Source organism: Pseudomonas sp. MWU13-3659, from assembly GCF_023757525.1.
Lineage (GTDB): Bacteria > Pseudomonadota > Gammaproteobacteria > Pseudomonadales > Pseudomonadaceae > Aquipseudomonas > Aquipseudomonas entomophila_E.
Genome location: NZ_JAMSHW010000015.1, coordinates 90193 through 108606, shown reverse-complemented (window position 1 = coordinate 108606; position 18414 = coordinate 90193). Strand labels below are relative to the sequence as shown.

Here is an 18414-nt window from a genome sequence, read left to right as displayed (position 1 = left end):
GCCAGGTGTGGGGCGATAGTCTTGCTGCGCTCGGTCTCAAGAGCGCTGCAAGCTCTTCGGCAAGCCCTTGCCGGCCTCTACGCAAATGCCCTTGAAATCTCGAAAAAAAGCCACATATCAACTGCCTGTGGTTTGTTTGACAAAGTTTTACAGTCGCACGGCGTACGATGTCCGCCGCGACCCTGATAACGAACGGCTCGACGCCGCGGCGGGCGGGCCTTTCAATGAATTCGACCGGCATGGTTTGCCGACCCTCCAGGTGGCGTGACTTCTGTTGCATGAGTCACTAGAATGTTTGCCCTTGATTCTGGAGTCGGGCTATCGCCGGCTAACGTCTGTGCAACGAGGAATATCCATGCAAGTTTCTGTTGAAAACACTTCCGCTCTCGAGCGCCGCATGACCATCGCCGTTCCGGCCGAGCGCGTCGAGAACGAAGTCAACAAGCGTCTGCAGCAGACTGCCAAGCGCGCCAAGGTTGCCGGCTTCCGTCCGGGCAAGGTGCCGATGAGCGTGATCCGCCAGCGTTTCGAAGCCGATGCCCGTCAAGAGGCCTTCGGTGATCTGGTCCAGGCTTCCTTCTACGAAGCCATCGTCGAGCAGAAGCTGAACCCGGCTGGCGCCCCTGCCGTCGAGCCAAAATCGTTCGAGAAAGGCAAGGACCTCGAGTTCGTCGCCATCTTCGAAGTCTTCCCCGAGTTCACCGTTGCCGGTTTCGAGTCGATCAACGTCGAGCGCCTGAGCGCTGAAGTCGCTGACGCCGACCTGGACAACATGCTGGAAGTCCTGCGCAAGCAGAACACCCGTTTCGAGGCTGTCGAGCGCGCTGCTGCGAACGACGACCAGGTCAACATCGACTTCGTCGGCAAGATCGACGGTGAAGCCTTCGCCGGCGGTTCGGCCAAGGGCACTCAACTGGTGCTGGGCTCCGGCCGCATGATCCCGGGCTTCGAAGACGGCCTGGTCGGCGCCAAGGCTGGCGAAGAGCGCGTGGTCAACGTGACCTTCCCAGAGGACTACCAGAACCTCGACCTGGCTGGCAAAGCCGCTGAGTTCACCATCACCGTGAACAGCGTTTCCGCGCCTGTGCTGCCTGAGCTGAACGAAGCCTTCTTCGCCCAGTTCGGTATCAAGGAATCGTCGTTGGAAGGCTTCCGCGCCGAAGTTCGCAAGAACATGGAGCGTGAACTGCGTCAGGCCATCAAGGCCAAGGTCAAGAACCAGGTCATGGACGGTCTGCTGGCCGCCAACCCGATCGAAGTCCCGAAAGCCCTGCTGGAAAACGAAGTCAACCGTCTGCGCGTGCAGGCTGTCCAGCAGTTCGGTGGCAACATCAAGCCTGAGCAGCTGCCGGTCGAACTGTTCGAAGAGCAAGCCAAGCGCCGCGTCGTGCTGGGCCTGATCGTCGCCGAAGTGGTCAAGCAGTTCGAGCTGAAGCCTGATGAAGCCGAAGTTCGCAAGGTGATCGAGGAAATGGCCTCGGCTTATCAAGAGCCTGAGCAGGTCGTTGCCTGGTACTACAAGAACGACCAGCAACTGAACGAAGTCCGTTCGGTTGTACTGGAAGAACAAGTTGTAGATACTGTCCTGCAGAAAGCGACTGTGACCGACAAATCGGTCTCGTACGAAGAAGCTGTCAAGCCAGCACAGGCACCTGCCGCCGCTGAGTGATAAGGCTTCTCTCGTAGGAACCCCACAAGCCAGCCTTCGCGCTGGCTTGTGCGTATTCAAGCCATGACTATTTGGGAGTGAGTGCAGGACATGTCCCGCAATTCTTATATTCAGCAGAGCTCTGACATCCAGGCCGCAGGCGGCCTGGTCCCGATGGTTATCGAGCAGTCCGCCCGTGGCGAACGCGCCTATGACATCTACTCGCGCCTTCTGAAGGAGCGGGTGATCTTCCTGGTCGGCCCCGTAGAAGACTACATGGCCAACCTGGTGGTGGCGCAACTGCTGTTCCTTGAGGCGGAAAACCCGGACAAGGATATCCATCTGTACATCAACTCGCCGGGCGGTTCGGTGACTGCCGGCATGTCGATCTACGACACCATGCAGTTCATCAAGCCGGACGTCTCGACCATCTGCATCGGCCAGGCCTGCAGCATGGGCGCCTTCCTGCTGGCGGCCGGTGCCGCCGGCAAGCGCCACTGCCTGCCCAACTCGCGGGTGATGATTCACCAGCCGCTGGGCGGCTTCCAGGGCCAGGCGACCGACATCGAGATCCACGCCCAGGAAATCCTCAACATCAAGGCGCGCCTGAACGAGCTGCTGGCCCACCACACTGGCCAGTCGCTGGAAACCATCAAGCGCGACACCGAGCGTGACAACTTCATGAGCGCTGCGCGCGCGGCCGAGTACGGCCTGATCGACTCGGTCTACGACAAGCGGCAACTGGCATCCTGAAGCAATGCGCCAGAGCGGGCGGGCACGGATTGTGCCCGTCCGCGGACTTGAAAAAGCCAGCGATTGCCTTCATCTTGTGTTTCAAGCCTACCGGATTGGATCGATCGAATGACTGACACCCGTAATGGCGAGGACAACGGCAAATTGCTCTATTGCTCCTTCTGCGGCAAAAGCCAGCACGAAGTACGCAAGTTGATTGCCGGCCCCTCGGTATTTATCTGCGACGAGTGCGTCGACCTGTGCAACGACATCATCCGTGAGGAGGTGCAGGAAGCCCAGGCCGAGAGCAACGCGCATAAATTACCCTCGCCGAAAGAAATCAGCGGCATCCTGGACCAGTACGTCATTGGTCAGGAGCGCGCTAAAAAGGTCCTGGCCGTAGCGGTGTACAACCACTACAAACGCCTGAACCAGCGTGACAAGAAGGGCGACGAAGTCGAACTTGGCAAAAGCAACATCCTGCTGATCGGGCCGACCGGCTCGGGCAAGACCTTGCTCGCCGAGACACTCGCACGCCTGCTGAACGTACCGTTCACCATTGCCGACGCCACGACACTGACCGAGGCCGGTTATGTGGGCGAGGATGTCGAGAACATCATTCAGAAACTGCTGCAGAAGTGCGACTACGACGTGGAAAAGGCCCAGATGGGCATTGTCTACATCGACGAGATCGACAAGATCTCGCGCAAGTCGGACAACCCGTCCATCACCCGTGACGTCTCGGGTGAGGGCGTGCAGCAGGCGCTGTTGAAGCTGATCGAAGGCACCGTGGCTTCCGTACCACCACAAGGTGGTCGCAAGCACCCGCAACAGGAATTCCTGCAGGTCGATACCCGCAATATCCTGTTCATCTGCGGTGGCGCCTTCTCTGGCCTGGAAAAGGTCATCCAGAACCGCTCCACCAAGGGTGGCATCGGTTTCAGCGCTGAAGTACGCAGCAAGGAAGAAGGCAAGAAAGTTGGCGAGTCGCTGCGTGAAGTCGAGCCGGACGATCTGGTCAAGTTCGGCCTGATCCCCGAGTTCGTCGGTCGCCTGCCTGTGCTGGCCACGCTGGACGAATTGGATGAGGCTGCGCTGATGCAGATCCTCACCGAGCCGAAGAACGCGCTGACGAAGCAATACGCCAAGCTGTTCGAGATGGAAAGCGTCGACCTCGAGTTCCGCAGCGATGCGCTCAAGGCCGTTGCACGCAAGGCTCTGGAGCGCAAGACCGGCGCCCGCGGCCTACGTTCCATCCTCGAAGGCGTGCTGCTCGACACCATGTACGAAATTCCTTCGCAGAAGGAAGTCAGCAAGGTGGTGATCGATGAAAGCGTCATCGAAGGGACTTCGCAGCCGCTGCTGATCTACGAGAACAGCGAGCCGCAAGCCAAGGCCGCCCCCGACGCCTGATTCGGGCAGGGGTGCAGCAACCAGCAAAGGGGCCTTCGGGCCCCTTTCTGCATTTCATGGACACCGCGCTTGTAATTTCCCAAGGCTGCCCCCACATTAGCCCCAAGCACCATTTCCAACGGTTTCCGGCCACAAGGCCGCTGTAGAGGCGAAATCATGAAGACCACCCTCGACTTGCCTCTTTTGCCATTGCGGGACGTCGTCGTCTATCCGCACATGGTTATCCCGCTGTTCGTGGGGCGTGAGAAGTCCATCGAAGCCCTCGAGGCCGCGATGACGGGCGAAAAGCAGATCCTGCTGCTGGCCCAGAAGAATCCCGCCGACGATGATCCGGGCGAAGATGCCCTGTATCGCGTCGGTACTGTCGCGACCGTGCTGCAACTGCTCAAGCTGCCCGATGGCACCGTCAAGGTGCTGGTCGAAGGCGAGCAGCGCGGCGCGGTCGAGCGCTTCACCGAAGTCGAAGGGCACGTCCGTGCCGAAGTCAGCCTGATCGACGAAACCGAGACCGCCGAGCGCGAGTCCGAGGTGTTCGTGCGCACCCTGCTGTCGCAGTTCGAGCAGTACGTGCAACTGGGCAAGAAAGTCCCGGCCGAAGTACTGTCCTCGCTCAACAGCATCGAGGAGCCAGGGCGCCTGGTCGACACCATGTCCGCGCACATGGCGTTGAAGATCGAGCAGAAGCAGGAGATCCTCGAGATCGTCGACCTGCAGGCCCGTGTCGAGCACGTACTGGCCTTGCTGGATGCCGAGATCGACCTGCTGCAGGTCGAAAAGCGCATCCGTGGTCGCGTGAAGAAGCAGATGGAGCGTAGCCAGCGCGAGTACTACCTGAATGAGCAGATGAAGGCCATTCAGAAGGAACTCGGTGATGGCGACGAAGGCCACAACGAAGTCGAGGAGCTGAAGAAGCGCATCGATGCCGCCGGCCTGCCCAAGGACGCCCTGGCCAAGGCCCAGGCCGAGCTGAACAAGCTCAAGCAGATGTCGCCGATGTCGGCTGAAGCCACTGTTGTGCGTTCGTACCTGGACTGGCTGGTGCAGGTGCCATGGAAAGCCCAGAGCAAGGTGCGCCTGGACCTGACCAAGGCCGAAGAGATTCTCGACTCGGACCATTACGGCCTGGAAGAGGTCAAGGAGCGCATCCTCGAATACCTCGCCGTACAGAAGCGCGTGAAGAAGATCCGTGGCCCGGTGCTGTGCCTGGTCGGTCCGCCCGGCGTCGGCAAGACCTCGCTGGCCGAATCGATCGCTGCCGCCACCAACCGCAAGTTCGTGCGCATGGCCTTGGGTGGCGTGCGTGACGAGGCCGAGATCCGTGGTCATCGTCGCACCTACATCGGTTCGATGCCTGGTCGTCTGATTCAGAAAATGACCAAGGTCGGTGTACGCAATCCGCTCTTCCTGCTCGACGAGATCGACAAGATGGGCAGCGACATGCGTGGCGATCCCGCCTCGGCGCTGTTGGAGGTGCTCGACCCCGAGCAGAACCACAACTTCAACGATCACTACCTGGAAGTCGACTACGACCTCTCGGACGTGATGTTCCTGTGCACCTCGAACTCGATGAACATCCCGCCGGCGCTGCTCGACCGCATGGAAGTCATCCGCCTGCCGGGTTACACCGAGGACGAGAAGATCAACATCGCGGTCAAGTACCTGGTGCCCAAGCAGGTCAAGGCCAACGGCCTGAAGAAGGATGAGCTGGAGGTCGATGTGTCGGCAATCCGCGACATCATCCGCTTCTACACCCGCGAAGCCGGCGTGCGTGGCCTGGAGCGGCAGATTGCCAAGGTCTGCCGCAAGGTGGTCAAGGAACACACCGGCAGCAAGCAGGTGAAGGTCAAGGTGGCCGGCGAACAGCTCGAGCAGCTGCTGGGTGTGCGCAAGTTCCGCTACGGCCTGGCTGAACAGCAGGACCAGATCGGTCAGGTCACGGGCCTGGCCTGGACCCAGGTGGGTGGCGAACTGCTGACCATCGAGGCCGTGGTCATCCCGGGCAAGGGCCAGTTGATCAAGACCGGTTCGCTCGGTGACGTCATGGTCGAATCGATCACCGCCGCGCAGACAGTCGTGCGTAGTCGTGCCCAGAGCCTGGGGATCGCCGCAGACTTCCATGAGAAGCGCGACGTTCACATCCACATGCCGGAAGGCGCCACTCCCAAGGATGGCCCGAGCGCGGGTATCGGCATGTGCACCGCGCTGGTGTCGGCATTGACCCAGATTCCTGTGCGTGCCGACGTCGCCATGACCGGTGAGATCACCCTGCGTGGCCAGGTCCTGGCCATTGGCGGGCTCAAGGAAAAACTGCTGGCGGCGCACCGTGGCGGGATCAAGACGGTGATCATTCCCGAGGAAAACGTTCGCGATCTCAAGGAGATTCCGGAAAACATCAAGCAGGATCTTCAGATCAAACCGGTCAAATGGATTGACGAAGTCCTCCAAATTGCGCTGCAATACGCCCCGGAGCCCTTGCCAGATGTGGCTCCGGAGATTGTCGCGAAAGATGAAAAGCGCGACGGCGATGCTAAGGAAAGAATCAGCACGCACTAGTACGTATTTCGCTGGGGGGCTTGGTTGACAGCATTTTCGGGGCCTTGCTATAAAGCGGCACGCCAGTGTCAACAGGCCACTCAGCGCTCGTTTCATAAGCTTTTCATTACATACTTAGAAACAAACTCAATAGAGAAATAAGGGGACTTAGAGTGAACAAGTCGGAACTGATTGACGCTATCGCCGCATCTGCTGACATCCCGAAAGCTGTAGCCGGCCGTGCGCTGGACGCAGTCATCGAATCCGTCACCGGCGCCCTGAAGCAAGGTGACGATGTGGTACTGGTTGGTTTCGGTACCTTCTCGGTCAAGGAGCGCGCAGAGCGCACCGGTCGCAACCCGCAAACCGGCAAGGCGATCAAGATCGCTGCCGCCAAGGTTCCAGGCTTCAAGGCTGGCAAGGGCCTGAAAGACGCCGTCAACTAAGTCGTCTCTTCAGCCGGCTCGGGCTTCAACGAGCCGACCGCGTGACGGCGGGTCGCAAACGTTCCCGCTGGCACGCTCGCTTCGAAAAGGCGCATCCACTGGATGCGCCTTTCTTCTATCAGGATTCTACCCACGCTCCGCGGTTGTCGACGCAGTGGTACAGCCGTTTCTGGGGGACGCATGCTGCAGAATATCAGGGACAATTCACAAGGTTGGATTGCCAAGACCATCATTGGCCTCATCGTCGTGCTCATGGCGTTGACCGGCTTCGAAGCCATCTTCCAAGCCGCCACCCATAGCCAGGACGCCGCCAAGGTAAACGGCCAGACCATCAGCCAGAACGAGCTGAGCCAGGCCGTCGACATGCAGCGCCGCCAGCTGATGCAACAGCTGGGCAAGGATTTCGACCCTGCGCTGCTGGACGAAAAGATGCTGCGCGAAGCCGCGCTCAAGGGGCTGATCGATCGCAAGCTGCTGTTGCAGGGCGCCGAAGATGCCAAGTTCGCTTTCTCCGAGGCCGCGCTGGATCAACTGATCCTGCAGACACCTGAATTCCAGGTCGATGGCAAGTTCAGCGCCGAGCGCTTCGACTCGGTCATCCGCCAGATGGGTTACGGGCGTATGCAGTTCCGCGAGATGCTCGCTCAGGAAATGCTCATCGGCCAACTGCGCACCGGCCTGGCCGGCAGCAGCTTCGTCACCGACAAGCAGGTCGAAGCCTTCGCTCGTCTGGAGAAGCAGACCCGTGACTTCGCCGCCCTGACCTTCAAGGCCGATCCGGCCGCGGTCAAGGTGAGCGACGAGGAAGTCAAGGCGCACTATGACCAGCACGCCAAGGAGTTCATGACCCCCGACCAGGTGGTCATCGACTACATCGAGCTGAAGAAGTCGGCCTTCTTCGACCAGGTCAAGGTCAGCGACGACGAGCTCAAGGCACTGTACGAGAAGGAAATCGCCAACCTCGGCGAGCAGCGCCATGCCGCGCACATCCTGATCGAGGTCAATGACAAGACCACCGATGCCCAGGCCAAGGCCCGCATCGAGGAAATCCAGCAACGCCTGGAAAAGGGCGAGGACTTTGCCAAGCTGGCCAAGGAATTCTCCCAGGACCCGGGTTCCGCCAATGCAGGCGGTGATCTTGGCTTTGCCGGTCCAGGTGTGTACGACCCGACCTTCGAGGACGCGCTGTACAAGCTGAACAAGGATCAGGTGTCCACCCCGGTGCGCACTCAGTTCGGCTATCACCTGGTCAAGCTGCTGGGCGTCCAGGCGCCTGACGTACCGAGTTTCGCCAGCCTGAAGGACAAGCTGACCCACGAACTGAAGACCCAGCAAGTGGAGCAGCGCTTCGTCGAGGCGACCAAGCAACTCGAGGATGCGGCATTCGAGGCATCCGACCTGGTGCAGCCAGCCCAGGACCTGGGCCTGAAAGTGCAGACCTCCGCAGCGTTCGGCCGTGAAGGCGGCGAAGGTATCACTGCCAACCGTGCGGTGATCCAGGCAGCCTTCAGCGAGCAGGTGCTGGAAGAGAGCGCCAACAGCAATGGCATCGAGCTCGATCCGGAGACCGTGGTGGTACTGCGGGTCAAGGAGCACCGCAAGCCTGAACAGTTGCCGCTGGAGGCCGTGGCCAAGAACATCAGCCAGCACCTGGCCAAGGAGAAGGCAACCGCCGAACTCAAGGCCAAGGCCGACAAGCTGATCGCCGGCCTGCGTGATGGCTCGGTCAAGGCCGCCAGCCAGAACTGGAAGGTCCAGGAAGCGGCGACCCGCGGTCAGGACGCTATCGACCCGGCCGAGCTGCAGGCAGTGTTCCGCATGGCCAAGCCCGAGTCCAAGGACAAGCCCGTGTATGGCAGCGTGGTGCTGGGCGATGGCAGCCTGGTTGTGCTGCAGCTCAAGGGTGTCAACGAAGGCGCCGCCGCCACCGACGAGGAGAAGGCGCAGATTCGTCGCTACCTCGCTTCGCGTGCCGGTTCGCAGGACTTTGCAGCCTACCGCAAGCTGCTCGAAGGCAGTGCCGACATCACGCGCTACTGAGTGGTGCGCTGATCACGAAACAGGCCGCTTATGCGGCCTGTTTCGTTTCCGGGCGTTCTGCCTGTAGGAGCGGCTTCAGCCGCGATGCGGTCGACGCGGTATCTGGCACCGGCTGCGCCGGTGTTCGCGGCTGGAGCCGCTCCTACACGTACGTGACTAGCGTCGCTGCCCCTCATGGGCATCCAGCGTATCCCGCGCAATTTCCCGCCCCAGGGCAATCAACTCCGGCGCCTTGTAGAACTCGAAAAACCGGCAGACCCGCTTGGGCACGTTGATCAGCACATCGGGTGGATAACCCGCGATCTTGTACTGCGCCAACGACGTCTGCATCACCTCGAAACTCTGGTTGATCAGGTCGAGCAGGGAGGCCGGGCCAACGTTGTCGATAATGAAAGAGCCCGTGGCCGACTTCGGGGCGCCCTCGCTTTCCGGTGCCGCTGCCGGCTGCTGGCCTTCGGGCTCGGCGCTTTCGCCCAGCCAAGGGTTGGGGGGCGCCAGGCTCTCCACGGTGATCTCCTGTTCGATGCGCATCAATTGCTCGGCCGGCTTGCGGCGGAACGGCAGGCGCGAGCCGAGCGAGCTGATCAACGAGTCGAAACGCATCTTGAACGCTGCCGGGCGTTCGATCACTGGCAACTGGTATTGCTTCTGGTTAGTCGCATTGAGGTTGACCGCGATGATCAGGTCGCAGTGGCTGGACACCACCGGAACGATCGGCAACGGGTTGAGAATGCCGCCGTCGACCAGCATCCGATTGCCCTGCACCACAGGGGTGAACAGGCTGGGGATCGCCGCCGAGGCGCGCATCGCCTGATGCAGGCAGCCTTCCTGGAACCAGATTTCCTGTTGGTTGGTCAGGTCGGTGGCCACCGCTGTGTAGGGAATGCGCAATTGTTCGATGTCGATCTCACCAACGATCTTGCGGATCTGCCCGAACACCTTGTCGCCCCTTATGGCGCCCAGGCGAAAGCTCACATCGACCAGGCGCAGCACGTCGAGGTAGTCCAGGCTCTCGATCCAGCTGCGGTACTCGTCGAGCTTGCCGGCGGCATAGATACCGCCGATAACGGCGCCCATCGAGCAGCCGGCGATACAGCCGATTTCATAGCCGCGCCGCTCGATCTCCTCGATCACGCCGATGTGCGCGTACCCCCGTGCGCCGCCCGAGCCAAGTACCAGTGCCACGCGTTTGCTCATGATTTTCCCCCCCGGGCTTGTGCCACCATGGTCCTACAATGCACCCATTGCCACCTGTGCTTCAATGTAGCCCGCGCTGGACTACGCTGAGCAGGGCACTTTTCGTTTGCTTTGCCGTCGAACGGCCATCTATGTCTTACAGCCTTGAGGTATCACCGATGAAAGCTTGGATCACCCTTCCTCTGATTGCCCTGGCCCTGGTGGGCTGCGCGGGCAAGACGGCCTACCGTGACAGCTGCGCGACGCAGCTCGATGCCGCCTGGAAGGAGTTGGACCTGGCCAAGGCCGAAGGTTTCGCCGGCACCGTCAGTTACTCCAAGGCGCTGTCATTGTTGACCGGCGCCAAGACCCAGCAGCAGTTCGAAGGCTTCGAGGGCTGCACCCGCAAAGCCGAAAAGGCACGGTTCTACATTCGTGAGTCTCGCGCCGGACGTTGATCCGAGGAGGGCGCCATGCTCGACCATGTGGTTTCCCAGGTGCTGGCCCTCAACGTACGCCTGCTGGCCTGCCGCGAGCGCTTGGCCGCGGATACCGACAGCGAGGCGCTGCACGACCTGCGCATCGCCTTGTGCCGTCTGCGCAGCTTGCTGCGGCCTTTGCGCGAACTCCCGGGTGTCGAGCAACTGGAAAGCGCCACGGCGTCGCTGGGTACGCTCACGACACCGCTACGGGATCGCGAGGTGCTGGCGGCGCAACTGATCGAGCATGGCCACCTGCAGGCGGGGCAGCGTCGCCTGGAGGGCAGGGCGCGTACCTTCGCCAGTGTCGCGGCAAGCCCTCAGCTAACGCGGGTGCTGGCGATCCTGGACGCGTTTCCGCTGTTTCTGCGGGCGGCGGACCGTGAGGGGTTGGTGAAGAATCTCCAGCGGCGCATCGACAAGCGCCTGGAAAAGCAGTGGCGCACGCTTGGCAAGGCGCTGGAAGACCCGGCCCACGATCGCCATCGCCTGCGCCTGCTGATCAAACGGGTGCGCTACGGCGACGAAGCCTACCCGCAACTCGAGCATGCCCGCAGGCCGCTGCAACGGTTGCTCAAGCGCGCACAGGGCGACCTGGGCGACTGGCACGACCGTGTGCAGTGGTTGTTGCAGGTTCGCGAACACAGCGATCTGGCCGGTTGCAAGGTGGCCTGGGAGCGTGAGCTGCATGCAGCCGAGCGCCGCTCCGACATCACCCTCGAAGCGCTGCGCGAGGCCCTGGCGCGCCGATAGCCGCTGCAAATGACCGATATGCGGGCTGCCGCCGAAGCGGCCGCTGGTTAAGATCGAGACTTTTGCGCAGGAGCCCGGGGCATGAACTTCACTGATTTGATAGCGGCGGCGCGCGCGCACCCCGAGGCGGTCAGCGTGCCCGCCAGCTGGGCGCAGGGGAGGGCGGTATTCGGTGGGCTGATGGCGGCGATGGTGCATGAGGCGATGCGCCAGAAGCTGGTGGATGATCGCCCGGTGCGATCGCTGGCCATCACCTTCGTCGGCCCTGCGGCACCGGATGTGCCGATCAGTCTTGAAGTCGAAGTGCTGCGCGAGGGCAAGGCGGTCAGCACGTTGCTTGGGCGTGCAGTGCAGGATGGCCAGGTCGTGACCTTGGTGCAGGGCAGCTTCGGTGCCGGGCGCCCGTCGGTGGTCGCGGTCAAGGCGCAGCCGGCCATGGCCATCAAGCCGCTGGAGCAATCGGCGCCTGAGCTGCCCTATATCAAGGGTGTGACCCCCGAGTTCATGCGCCATGTGGCATTGCGCTGGGCGATGGGAGGCCTGCCGTTCAGTGGCAACGACTCGCGGTACATGGGGGGCTGGGTGCGCTTGCGCGATGTGGCCGAGGGGCCGGTGGAGGTGGCGCATCTGCTGGCGCTGGTCGATGCCTGGCCGCCAAGCCTGATGCCGTTCCTCAAGCAGCCTGCTGCCGGCAGTACCTTGACCTGGACCATCGAGTTCATTCAGCCCATGCCCACGCTGTCGACCCTGGACTGGTGCCGTTATGTTGTCGAGACCGAGCATGCGCGCGATGGCTACGGGCATGCCGCGGCGGCGTTGTGGACGGCGCAAGGGGAGTTGCTGGCGTTGAGCCGGCAGACGGTGACCGTTTTCGCTTGAGCGCGGGTGCTCACGTCCTCTGTAGGAGCGGCTTTAGCCGCGATGCCGGCAACGCGGTCTGGTACCCGCTTCGCGGGTGATCGCGGCTAAAGCCGCTCCTACAGATCAATGCCGGTGCTTGTGCCGTTCACGCCATGCTCGCCACCAGGCACCGCTTAGAACGAACCGCGGGAAGGTGATGAACTGCTCGGTCAACAGTCGTTGCTCGGCGTCCTTGCGGTTGGCGAACGGTTCGGGCTGTTCGGCCTCCAGGCGGTGCCCCTGGCGCTGCAGGCCCAGGCCGGCGATCAGGGCGATGATGCCCACGGCAATCTGCGACAGCTCGAGAGCGAACAGTCCCGACAGCACCAGCAGCGCCCCCAGGATGAACAGCGGCACGGCGATCAGGTGCAGGACCAGGTTGGTCGGGTGGCGGTGGTTGTGGTGGTAGCCACGCCATTGCCAGGCGGGCAGGTTGGGCAGTCGTTTGCTCATGGACAGGTTCCTCACAAGGATGTCCAAAGCTTAGTGCGGCCCCCGGGTGGGGGCCAATCGAGGCTGGCTATGATGGCTATAGCATGGCCTAGAGCTTGAGCTGGCCGATCGCCTTGTTCAGCTCGCCGGCCAGGGTGGCCAGTTCGCTGCTGGTAGTGGCCGAGCCCACGGTCTGCTGCACGGTTTCTTCGGTGACATCGCGGATGCTCACCACCGCACGGTTCATCTCCTCGGCGACCTGGCTCTGTTGTTCGGCCGCCACGGCGATCTGGGTATTGCTCTCGCGCATCTGCGCCACTGCGCTGGTGATCTCGGCCAGGGCTTCCCCAGCCTCGCGGGCCTGCTTGACGCAATCGTTGGCCTTGTACGAACTCTCCTGCATGAAATCCACTGCGTCGCGGGTGCCGGCCTGCAAGTCGGCGACCATGGTGGTGATCTCATCGGTGGAGGTCTGCACGCGCTTGGCCAGGTTGCGCACTTCGTCGGCAACCACGGCGAAACCACGGCCCAGGTCACCGGCCCGGGCCGCCTCGATGGCCGCGTTGAGGGCGAGCAGGTTGGTCTGTTCGGCGATGCTGTGGATCACCCCGACCACGCCGTTGATCTTCTGGCTGTCGTCGGCCAGTTGGCGGATCATCTCGGCGGTCTGCTGCACGCCGCTGGACAGGCCGGCGATCGAGTCCTGCACGCGGCTGACCACGGCCTGGCCGCTGCCGGCAAGGGTGTCGGCGGTCTGCGACAGGTCGCGGGTGGCGCCGGCATGCTGGGCGATGTGGTGCACGGTGGCGGTCATTTCGTTGATCGCCGTGGCGGCCTGGTCGGTCTCGCTCTGCTGGCCGATCATGCCGTGGCGCACTTCGCTCATGCTGCCGGCCAGGCGCGCAGCACCCGAGTCGAGCTGGGCGGCAGTGCGCGCCACGGTGCTGACCACACGGTGGTAGGTGGCTTGCATGGCGTTGAAGGCCCCTGCCATCTGGCCAACCTCGTCGCCACAGGCCAGCGGTACACGGGCCGAGAGATCACCGGTTTTTTCGACGTGGAGCATCACGTCCTTGAGTGTGTTGAGCTGGCTGAGCAGGAAGCGGATCAGCAACTGCGAGGCGCACAGCATCGCCAGCATCAGGATCAGCACGCACACCGCATAGTTGCTGAAACGATCGAAGTAGACCTGGCGCAGGCTCGGCGATTGGGCGAGGACGGCCAGGTGCTGGTCGCCCTGGCGAAGCACCTGGGCGCCGAACAGAGGATTGTCGCCGAGGATCCAGGCGCTGGGCAGGGCGACCCAGCCTTGGGCGTCGCGCAGGGCCTCCAGCGGTTCGCCGGCAAAGGTGGGGGTCTGGCCGGTACGCCAGGTGACCAGGTTGCCTTGGGTAGGCAGGGGCTGCCCGGCTGGCCAGGCGGCCAGCAGCTGGGCCTGGCTCTGCACCTGGGCCTCGACGCCGCTGGCACGGGCCTGTTGCTCCAGGTACACGGCGTAGAGCACGAGCATCAGGGTGGTGACGAATGCCACCGCGTTGACAGCCCAGAACTTGTACTTCAGGGAAATATTGCTAAGCCAGGCACCCATGGTAGGTCTTCTCTGAGTTGGCGGAAACATTATTGGCAAGGTGCCATCATTGTGCCCGCCAAGGCCAGGATCCTTCTTGATATGCGTCAAGAAACCTCAGGCAGAGCAAAGAAGGCACGTGCGCAGGCCGTGGTGTGTGCCGCAGTGTGTTCGACGGTTTCACCGCGATGCAGTGCCACCTCGCGCAGCACTTCGGGCAGGAAGGCCGGTTCGTTGCGGCCGCTCTTTGGTTTCGGGCGCAGGCTGCGTGGCAGCAGGTACGGCGCGTCGCTTTCCAGCATCAGGCGGCCTGCCGGGATGTTGCCCACCAGCGGGTGCAGGTGAGTACCGCGACGCTCATCGCAGATCCAGCCGGTGATGCCGATATGCAGGTCCAGGTCCAGGTAGGCGAACAGCGCCTGGCGCTCACCGGTGAAACAGTGCACCACGGCGGCGGGTAGCTGGTCGCGGTAGCCCTTGAGGATGGCCAGCAGGCGTTCGCTGGCGTCGCGTTCATGGAGGAATACCGGCAGGCGCAGTTCGACGGCCAAGGCCAGTTGGGCTTCCAGCGCTTTCTCCTGCAGGGGGCGAGGGGAGAAGTCGCGGTTGAAGTCCAGGCCGCATTCACCCACGGCCCTGACCCTGGGTTGCGCCAGCAGGTCGCGCAGCTGCCGCTCGCTGTCGGTGTTCCAGTGGCTGGCGTCGTGGGGGTGCACACCGGCGGTGCTGAACAGGCGTTGGCCGGTCTCATCCAACTGCTGGCACAGTTCGAGTGCCGCATGGCTCACATCCAGGCTGGTGCCGGTGAGAACCATTTGCGCCACGCCGGCCTGCACGGCGCGTTCGACGATCGCTGCTTGCTGGTCGTGAAAACTGCTGTTGGTCAGGTTGACGCCGATATCGATCAGTTGCATGTTGCTACCTCGTGCCGCGGGGCGGCCAGCATAGCAAAAACCGGGAAAACGCGGAAAATTCAAGAACTTCAAACGTTTGCCGTTGTCTTTTGCAGCCATTTATCAAGGATCGATCACAGCACATGGTGCTCGCCAACCCCATTCGGACCCTTTCCCCCATGCTGCGAACCTTGCTGATTACGTTTCTGGTGTCCGGGACGATCACGGTCGGGCCAGCCCATGCCGCCCAGCCGGGGCCTCAGCAGCATGTGCCGGCCAGCCAGGTGCGCGACCTGGAACAGGTGCGCTCAAGCAAGGTGCTGCGGGTGTTGGTCAACCAGAGCCGTAACAGCTCCGGCGAGGTCAAGGGCGAGCCGGTGGGCGTCGAATACTATCGGTTGAGGTCGCTTGAGCACGCCCTCAACGCTCGCGCTGCCGATGGGCAGGATATCCGCTTGAAGATCATTCCGCGGGCCAAGGAGCAACTGATCGGCGCCTTGCAACGTGGCGAGGGGGATCTGGCGGCGCCAGGTGAACTGCTCGACCCGACCCAGGTGCTGGGCGTTGAGGCCAGTGCGCCGGTGGTGGACCAGGTGCCCTTGCTGCTGGTCGGGCGCAAAGGCGACCGGAGCTACAGCCATGTCGAGCAGCTGTCCGGGCGCACCATCGCCTTGACCAGCGCCAGCGCCGCAGGGGCGGCGATCCAGGTCATCAACCAGCAGCTGCAATTGCGCAAGCGGGCGCCGATCAAGGTGGAGTGGGTCGACCCGACCCTGGCGGTAGAGGATGTGCTGGAAATGGTCCAGGCCGGCATCTACCCGCTGACCGTGGTCGAGCGGCCGATCGCCCAGCGCTGGGCGCGGGTGATGCCGCGCCTGCGCCTGGACAGCAAGGTGGCGTTGGCGCAACCCGGGGCCATGCGCTGGTATGTACGGCGCGACGCGCCTCAACTGAAGGCCGCAGTCGATCGCTTCCTGGCCAGCTACCGGGCGCCGGAGAACCAGGATGCCGCGTTCGAGCGCATCTACCGGCGCCAGTACCGGGTGCACAACCCGCTGGCCAGCAAGGACCGCCAGCGCCTGGCGTCTTTGCGCCCGGTGCTGCAGAAGCATGGTGGCGACTTGCAGATCGACTGGCTCAACCTGGCGGCCCTGGCCTACAAGGAATCGACGCTGGACCCCACCGCAAGGGGCATGGGTGGTGCCCATGGGCTGATGCAGATCACCCCGTCGGCAGCCAAGCGTGTCGGGGTCGGCAACACCGCCACGGTCGACGGCAATGTCCAGGCCAGTGCGCGCTACCTGGCCATGATCCGCCGTCGCTTTTTCGCCAGCCCCCAGCTCAACGAGCGTGAGCGCATGGCGTTCGTCCTGGCGGCCTACAACCTCGGCCCGGAGCGGGTCCAGGCCATGCGCGCCGAGGCGCGGCGGCGCGGCCTCAACGGCAACCAATGGTTCTTCCAGACCGAGCGTGTCGCGATGGAGCAGGTGGGTATGGGGCCGGTGAACTTCGTCAACAGCGTGAACAAGTACTTCCTGGCGTTCAATCGCGAGCGGGCGTCGCTCGAGCGGGTGGCAAAGCGCTAATCAATCGAATTAATCGATTTTAAAGTCGCATTATTTGCGGTTTTCTTATCTGTTGATTTGATTAAGATGGCGCTCATCCAACACACACCTGCTCACCCAAGGAAGCAAGAAATGAACAACTCCCTCAAAGCCCTGTTTGCCACCCGCGCCGGTTTCGGCCTGAGCGTCGTGCGTATCCTGGTCGGCGTCATCTTCATGGCCCACGGCGCCCAGAAACTGTTCGGCCTGTTCGGCGGCTACGGCCTCGAAGGCACCGGCCAGTGGATGGAAAGCATCGGCCTGGCGCCAGGCTATTTCATGGCCCTGCTGTCCGGTAGCGCCGAGTTCTTCGGCGGCCTGGCCCTGGTGGTCGGCCTGCTGGCCCGCCCGGCGGCGCTGGCCCTGACCGTGACCCTGGTCGTGGCGATCTTCTCGGTGCATATCGGCAACGGCCTGTTCATGTCCAACAACGGTTATGAGTTCGCCCTGGCGCTGCTTGCAGGGACTGTCGCGGTACTGATCGAAGGTGCTGGCCGCCTGTCGCTGGACCGCCTCATCGCACGTTGATGCAGGGTCTTGTGTAGGAGCGGCTTTAGCCGCGATGCAGCCGACGCGGTGCCTCGCGGATGATCGCGGCTAACGCCGCTCCTACAGAGACGGTGCAAGGCTGAGGCCGGCGTGGTCGCGCAGGGCGCGGGCTTGCCCCGCGATTACGTTTGAACATCCACTTGTAACTTGAAGCTTCAGCCTCTAGCATACGGACTGCGCCGATTTAAACAGCTACTTGCGGGGCGCGGGAGAAGCCCCCCGGTGGGTCATCCGAAATACCGCTAAAGCGCTGGTTCGGTGACGCCTCCCACCGCTGCCCAGCGGGTTCAGCGAGGCGGAGAGAGACTCCATGAGTTGCCCACGTACCAGTGTCTGTTTGACCCCCCTGGCCAAGAATCAGGCCTCCCGCACCCCGCGCATCCTGCTCGGCGGCCAGCATCAACCCACGCTTTTGCGCAATCTCGACGGTTTCTCCCGCCGCAAAGGCCAGGCCTGTGCCTTCCTCATCCAGTTCTCCGATACCTGCGATCAGCTCGATCAGTACGGCAACGACCGCTTCGACCTGGCCGTGATCCCAGCCCCTGCGGCCGAAGATGCCGCCGAAGTCATCGGCCAACTGACCCGCATCGCTCGCCAAGGCCTGATCACGCGCCCTTGAACGGCATGTCGCCGCCACGCGTTTTTCGCTAAGCTCGGTCACTCGGTGGGCGCCCTGGCGCCTGCCGCGGATGCACTGAGGAGACAGTCGTTGAGCACCAACATCATCACAACGGAAGGTCATGAAGCCCTGAAGAAGGAGCTCGACCATCTGTGGCGCGTCTATCGCCCGGAAATCACCCAGAAGGTGGCCTGGGCGGCATCGCTTGGCGATCGCAGCGAGAACGCCGACTACCAGTACAACAAGAAGCTGTTGCGCGAGATCGATCGTCGCGTGCGCTACCTGCGCAAGCGCCTGGAGGACGTCAAGGTCGTCGCCTATTCACCGCAACAGGAAGGCAAGGTGTTCTTCGGGGCCTGGGTCGAGATCGAGAACGACGACGGCGAGCAACTGAAGTTCCGCATCGTCGGTTATGACGAGATCCATGGGCGCAACGACTACATCTCCATCGATTCGCCCATGGCCCGTGCCCTGCTGAAGAAAGAGGAGGGCGACGAAGTGGTCGTGCATACGCCCACGGGCGAGGCCACCTGGTATGTCAACACCATCAGTTACAACCCATAGAGCTTGGCGCGACCTTTGTAGGAGCAGCTTCAGCCGCGATCACCCGCGAAGCGGGTGCCGGGCACCG

General features: G+C 62.6%; 17 protein-coding genes. 13 read left to right on the top strand and 4 right to left on the bottom strand.

The annotated features are described in order from the left end of the window. Positions 1–355: 355 nt before the first annotated feature. The 6 genes from tig to NGM28_RS18845 all read left to right on the top strand — a co-directional run bounded on the left by tig (position 356) and on the right by NGM28_RS18845 (position 8811). On the top strand, positions 356–1669 hold the full coding sequence (gene tig, locus NGM28_RS18870) for a trigger factor (RefSeq protein WP_252091098.1): 1314 nt from the start codon (positions 356–358) through the stop codon (positions 1667–1669). Positions 1670–1759: 90 nt separating this feature from the next. Further along, entirely contained in the window at positions 1760–2401 is a 642-nt protein-coding gene (clpP, locus tag NGM28_RS18865; protein WP_011533114.1) for an ATP-dependent Clp endopeptidase proteolytic subunit ClpP, read from the top strand. A 108-nt stretch (positions 2402–2509) separates the two neighbouring features. Then, on the top strand, positions 2510–3793 hold the full coding sequence (gene clpX, locus NGM28_RS18860; RefSeq protein ID WP_044487893.1) for an ATP-dependent Clp protease ATP-binding subunit ClpX: 1284 nt from the start codon (positions 2510–2512) through the stop codon (positions 3791–3793). A gap of 156 nt (positions 3794–3949) precedes the next feature. Beyond that, complete coding sequence (lon, locus tag NGM28_RS18855; RefSeq protein WP_252091097.1) at positions 3950–6346, top strand: endopeptidase La; 2397 nt, start codon at positions 3950–3952, stop codon at positions 6344–6346. 152 nt (positions 6347–6498) lie between these two features. Beyond that, positions 6499–6771, top strand: a complete 273-nt coding sequence (hupB, locus tag NGM28_RS18850; RefSeq protein WP_011533117.1) for a nucleoid-associated protein HU-beta — start codon at positions 6499–6501, stop codon at positions 6769–6771. 180 nt (positions 6772–6951) lie between these two features. After that, complete coding sequence (locus NGM28_RS18845) at positions 6952–8811, top strand: SurA N-terminal domain-containing protein (protein ID WP_240064986.1); 1860 nt, start codon at positions 6952–6954, stop codon at positions 8809–8811. 156 nt (positions 8812–8967) lie between these two features. Here NGM28_RS18845 and NGM28_RS18840 read toward each other — a convergent pair whose 3' ends face one another. After that, complete coding sequence (locus tag NGM28_RS18840) at positions 8968–10008, bottom strand: patatin-like phospholipase family protein (protein WP_240064985.1); 1041 nt, start codon at positions 10006–10008, stop codon at positions 8968–8970. A 158-nt stretch (positions 10009–10166) separates the two neighbouring features. Between NGM28_RS18840 and NGM28_RS18835 the strand changes: the two genes are divergently transcribed. The 3 genes from NGM28_RS18835 (at position 10167) to NGM28_RS18825 (ending at position 12098) form a co-directional block, all read left to right on the top strand. Then, entirely contained in the window at positions 10167–10445 is a 279-nt protein-coding gene (locus NGM28_RS18835; protein ID WP_011533120.1) for a hypothetical protein, read from the top strand. A 15-nt stretch (positions 10446–10460) separates the two neighbouring features. Further along, complete coding sequence (locus NGM28_RS18830; RefSeq protein ID WP_252091096.1) at positions 10461–11219, top strand: CHAD domain-containing protein; 759 nt, start codon at positions 10461–10463, stop codon at positions 11217–11219. 81 nt (positions 11220–11300) lie between these two features. Then, positions 11301–12098, top strand: a complete 798-nt coding sequence (locus tag NGM28_RS18825; RefSeq protein ID WP_252091095.1) for an acyl-CoA thioesterase — start codon at positions 11301–11303, stop codon at positions 12096–12098. A 105-nt stretch (positions 12099–12203) separates the two neighbouring features. On the opposite strand, the gene NGM28_RS18820 is transcribed toward NGM28_RS18825, so the two are convergent. The 3 genes from NGM28_RS18820 to NGM28_RS18810 all read right to left on the bottom strand — a co-directional run bounded on the left by NGM28_RS18820 (position 12204) and on the right by NGM28_RS18810 (position 15032). Continuing rightward, positions 12204–12572: an Mpo1-like protein gene (locus NGM28_RS18820; protein WP_252091094.1), complete on the bottom strand. Its 369-nt coding sequence runs from the start codon at positions 12570–12572 to the stop codon at positions 12204–12206. An 88-nt stretch (positions 12573–12660) separates the two neighbouring features. After that, positions 12661–14139: a methyl-accepting chemotaxis protein gene (locus tag NGM28_RS18815; RefSeq protein ID WP_252091093.1), complete on the bottom strand. Its 1479-nt coding sequence runs from the start codon at positions 14137–14139 to the stop codon at positions 12661–12663. A gap of 86 nt (positions 14140–14225) precedes the next feature. Further along, on the bottom strand, positions 14226–15032 hold the full coding sequence (locus tag NGM28_RS18810) for a TatD family hydrolase (protein ID WP_252091092.1): 807 nt from the start codon (positions 15030–15032) through the stop codon (positions 14226–14228). 158 nt (positions 15033–15190) lie between these two features. On the opposite strand from NGM28_RS18810, the gene NGM28_RS18805 reads away from it, so the two are divergent. From NGM28_RS18805 to greB, 4 genes are all read left to right on the top strand, one after another. Then, positions 15191–16597 carry an MltF family protein gene (locus NGM28_RS18805; protein WP_252091091.1) on the top strand — a complete coding sequence of 469 codons (1407 nt, stop codon included), beginning with the start codon at positions 15191–15193 and terminating at the stop codon, positions 16595–16597. A 111-nt stretch (positions 16598–16708) separates the two neighbouring features. Beyond that, complete coding sequence (locus NGM28_RS18800) at positions 16709–17143, top strand: DoxX family protein (protein ID WP_240064978.1); 435 nt, start codon at positions 16709–16711, stop codon at positions 17141–17143. Between the two features lie 331 nt (positions 17144–17474). Further along, on the top strand, positions 17475–17783 hold the full coding sequence (locus NGM28_RS18795) for a hypothetical protein (protein WP_011533128.1): 309 nt from the start codon (positions 17475–17477) through the stop codon (positions 17781–17783). Between the two features lie 90 nt (positions 17784–17873). Then, positions 17874–18347, top strand: a complete 474-nt coding sequence (gene greB, locus NGM28_RS18790) for a transcription elongation factor GreB (RefSeq protein ID WP_240064977.1) — start codon at positions 17874–17876, stop codon at positions 18345–18347. Positions 18348–18414 lie beyond the last annotated feature (67 nt).

What these genes read in the sequence shown, in the direction of transcription:
- NGM28_RS18820 (WP_252091094.1), bottom strand. Translation starts at nt 12,572, where the DNA reads ATGAGCAAACGACTGCCCAACCTGCCCGCCTGGCAATGGCGTGGCTAC.
- NGM28_RS18825 (WP_252091095.1), top strand. Translation starts at nt 11,301, where the DNA reads ATGAACTTCACTGATTTGATAGCGGCGGCGCGCGCGCACCCCGAGGCG.
- NGM28_RS18800 (WP_240064978.1), top strand. Translation starts at nt 16,709, where the DNA reads ATGAACAACTCCCTCAAAGCCCTGTTTGCCACCCGCGCCGGTTTCGGC.
- lon (WP_252091097.1), top strand. Translation starts at nt 3,950, where the DNA reads ATGAAGACCACCCTCGACTTGCCTCTTTTGCCATTGCGGGACGTCGTC.
- NGM28_RS18845 (WP_240064986.1), top strand. Translation starts at nt 6,952, where the DNA reads ATGCTGCAGAATATCAGGGACAATTCACAAGGTTGGATTGCCAAGACC.
- clpX (WP_044487893.1), top strand. Translation starts at nt 2,510, where the DNA reads ATGACTGACACCCGTAATGGCGAGGACAACGGCAAATTGCTCTATTGC.
- NGM28_RS18815 (WP_252091093.1), bottom strand. Translation starts at nt 14,139, where the DNA reads ATGGGTGCCTGGCTTAGCAATATTTCCCTGAAGTACAAGTTCTGGGCT.
- NGM28_RS18810 (WP_252091092.1), bottom strand. Translation starts at nt 15,032, where the DNA reads ATGCAACTGATCGATATCGGCGTCAACCTGACCAACAGCAGTTTTCAC.
- clpP (WP_011533114.1), top strand. Translation starts at nt 1,760, where the DNA reads ATGTCCCGCAATTCTTATATTCAGCAGAGCTCTGACATCCAGGCCGCA.
- NGM28_RS18835 (WP_011533120.1), top strand. Translation starts at nt 10,167, where the DNA reads ATGAAAGCTTGGATCACCCTTCCTCTGATTGCCCTGGCCCTGGTGGGC.
- NGM28_RS18830 (WP_252091096.1), top strand. Translation starts at nt 10,461, where the DNA reads ATGCTCGACCATGTGGTTTCCCAGGTGCTGGCCCTCAACGTACGCCTG.
- tig (WP_252091098.1), top strand. Translation starts at nt 356, where the DNA reads ATGCAAGTTTCTGTTGAAAACACTTCCGCTCTCGAGCGCCGCATGACC.
- NGM28_RS18840 (WP_240064985.1), bottom strand. Translation starts at nt 10,008, where the DNA reads ATGAGCAAACGCGTGGCACTGGTACTTGGCTCGGGCGGCGCACGGGGG.
- NGM28_RS18795 (WP_011533128.1), top strand. Translation starts at nt 17,475, where the DNA reads ATGAGTTGCCCACGTACCAGTGTCTGTTTGACCCCCCTGGCCAAGAAT.
- NGM28_RS18805 (WP_252091091.1), top strand. Translation starts at nt 15,191, where the DNA reads ATGCTGCGAACCTTGCTGATTACGTTTCTGGTGTCCGGGACGATCACG.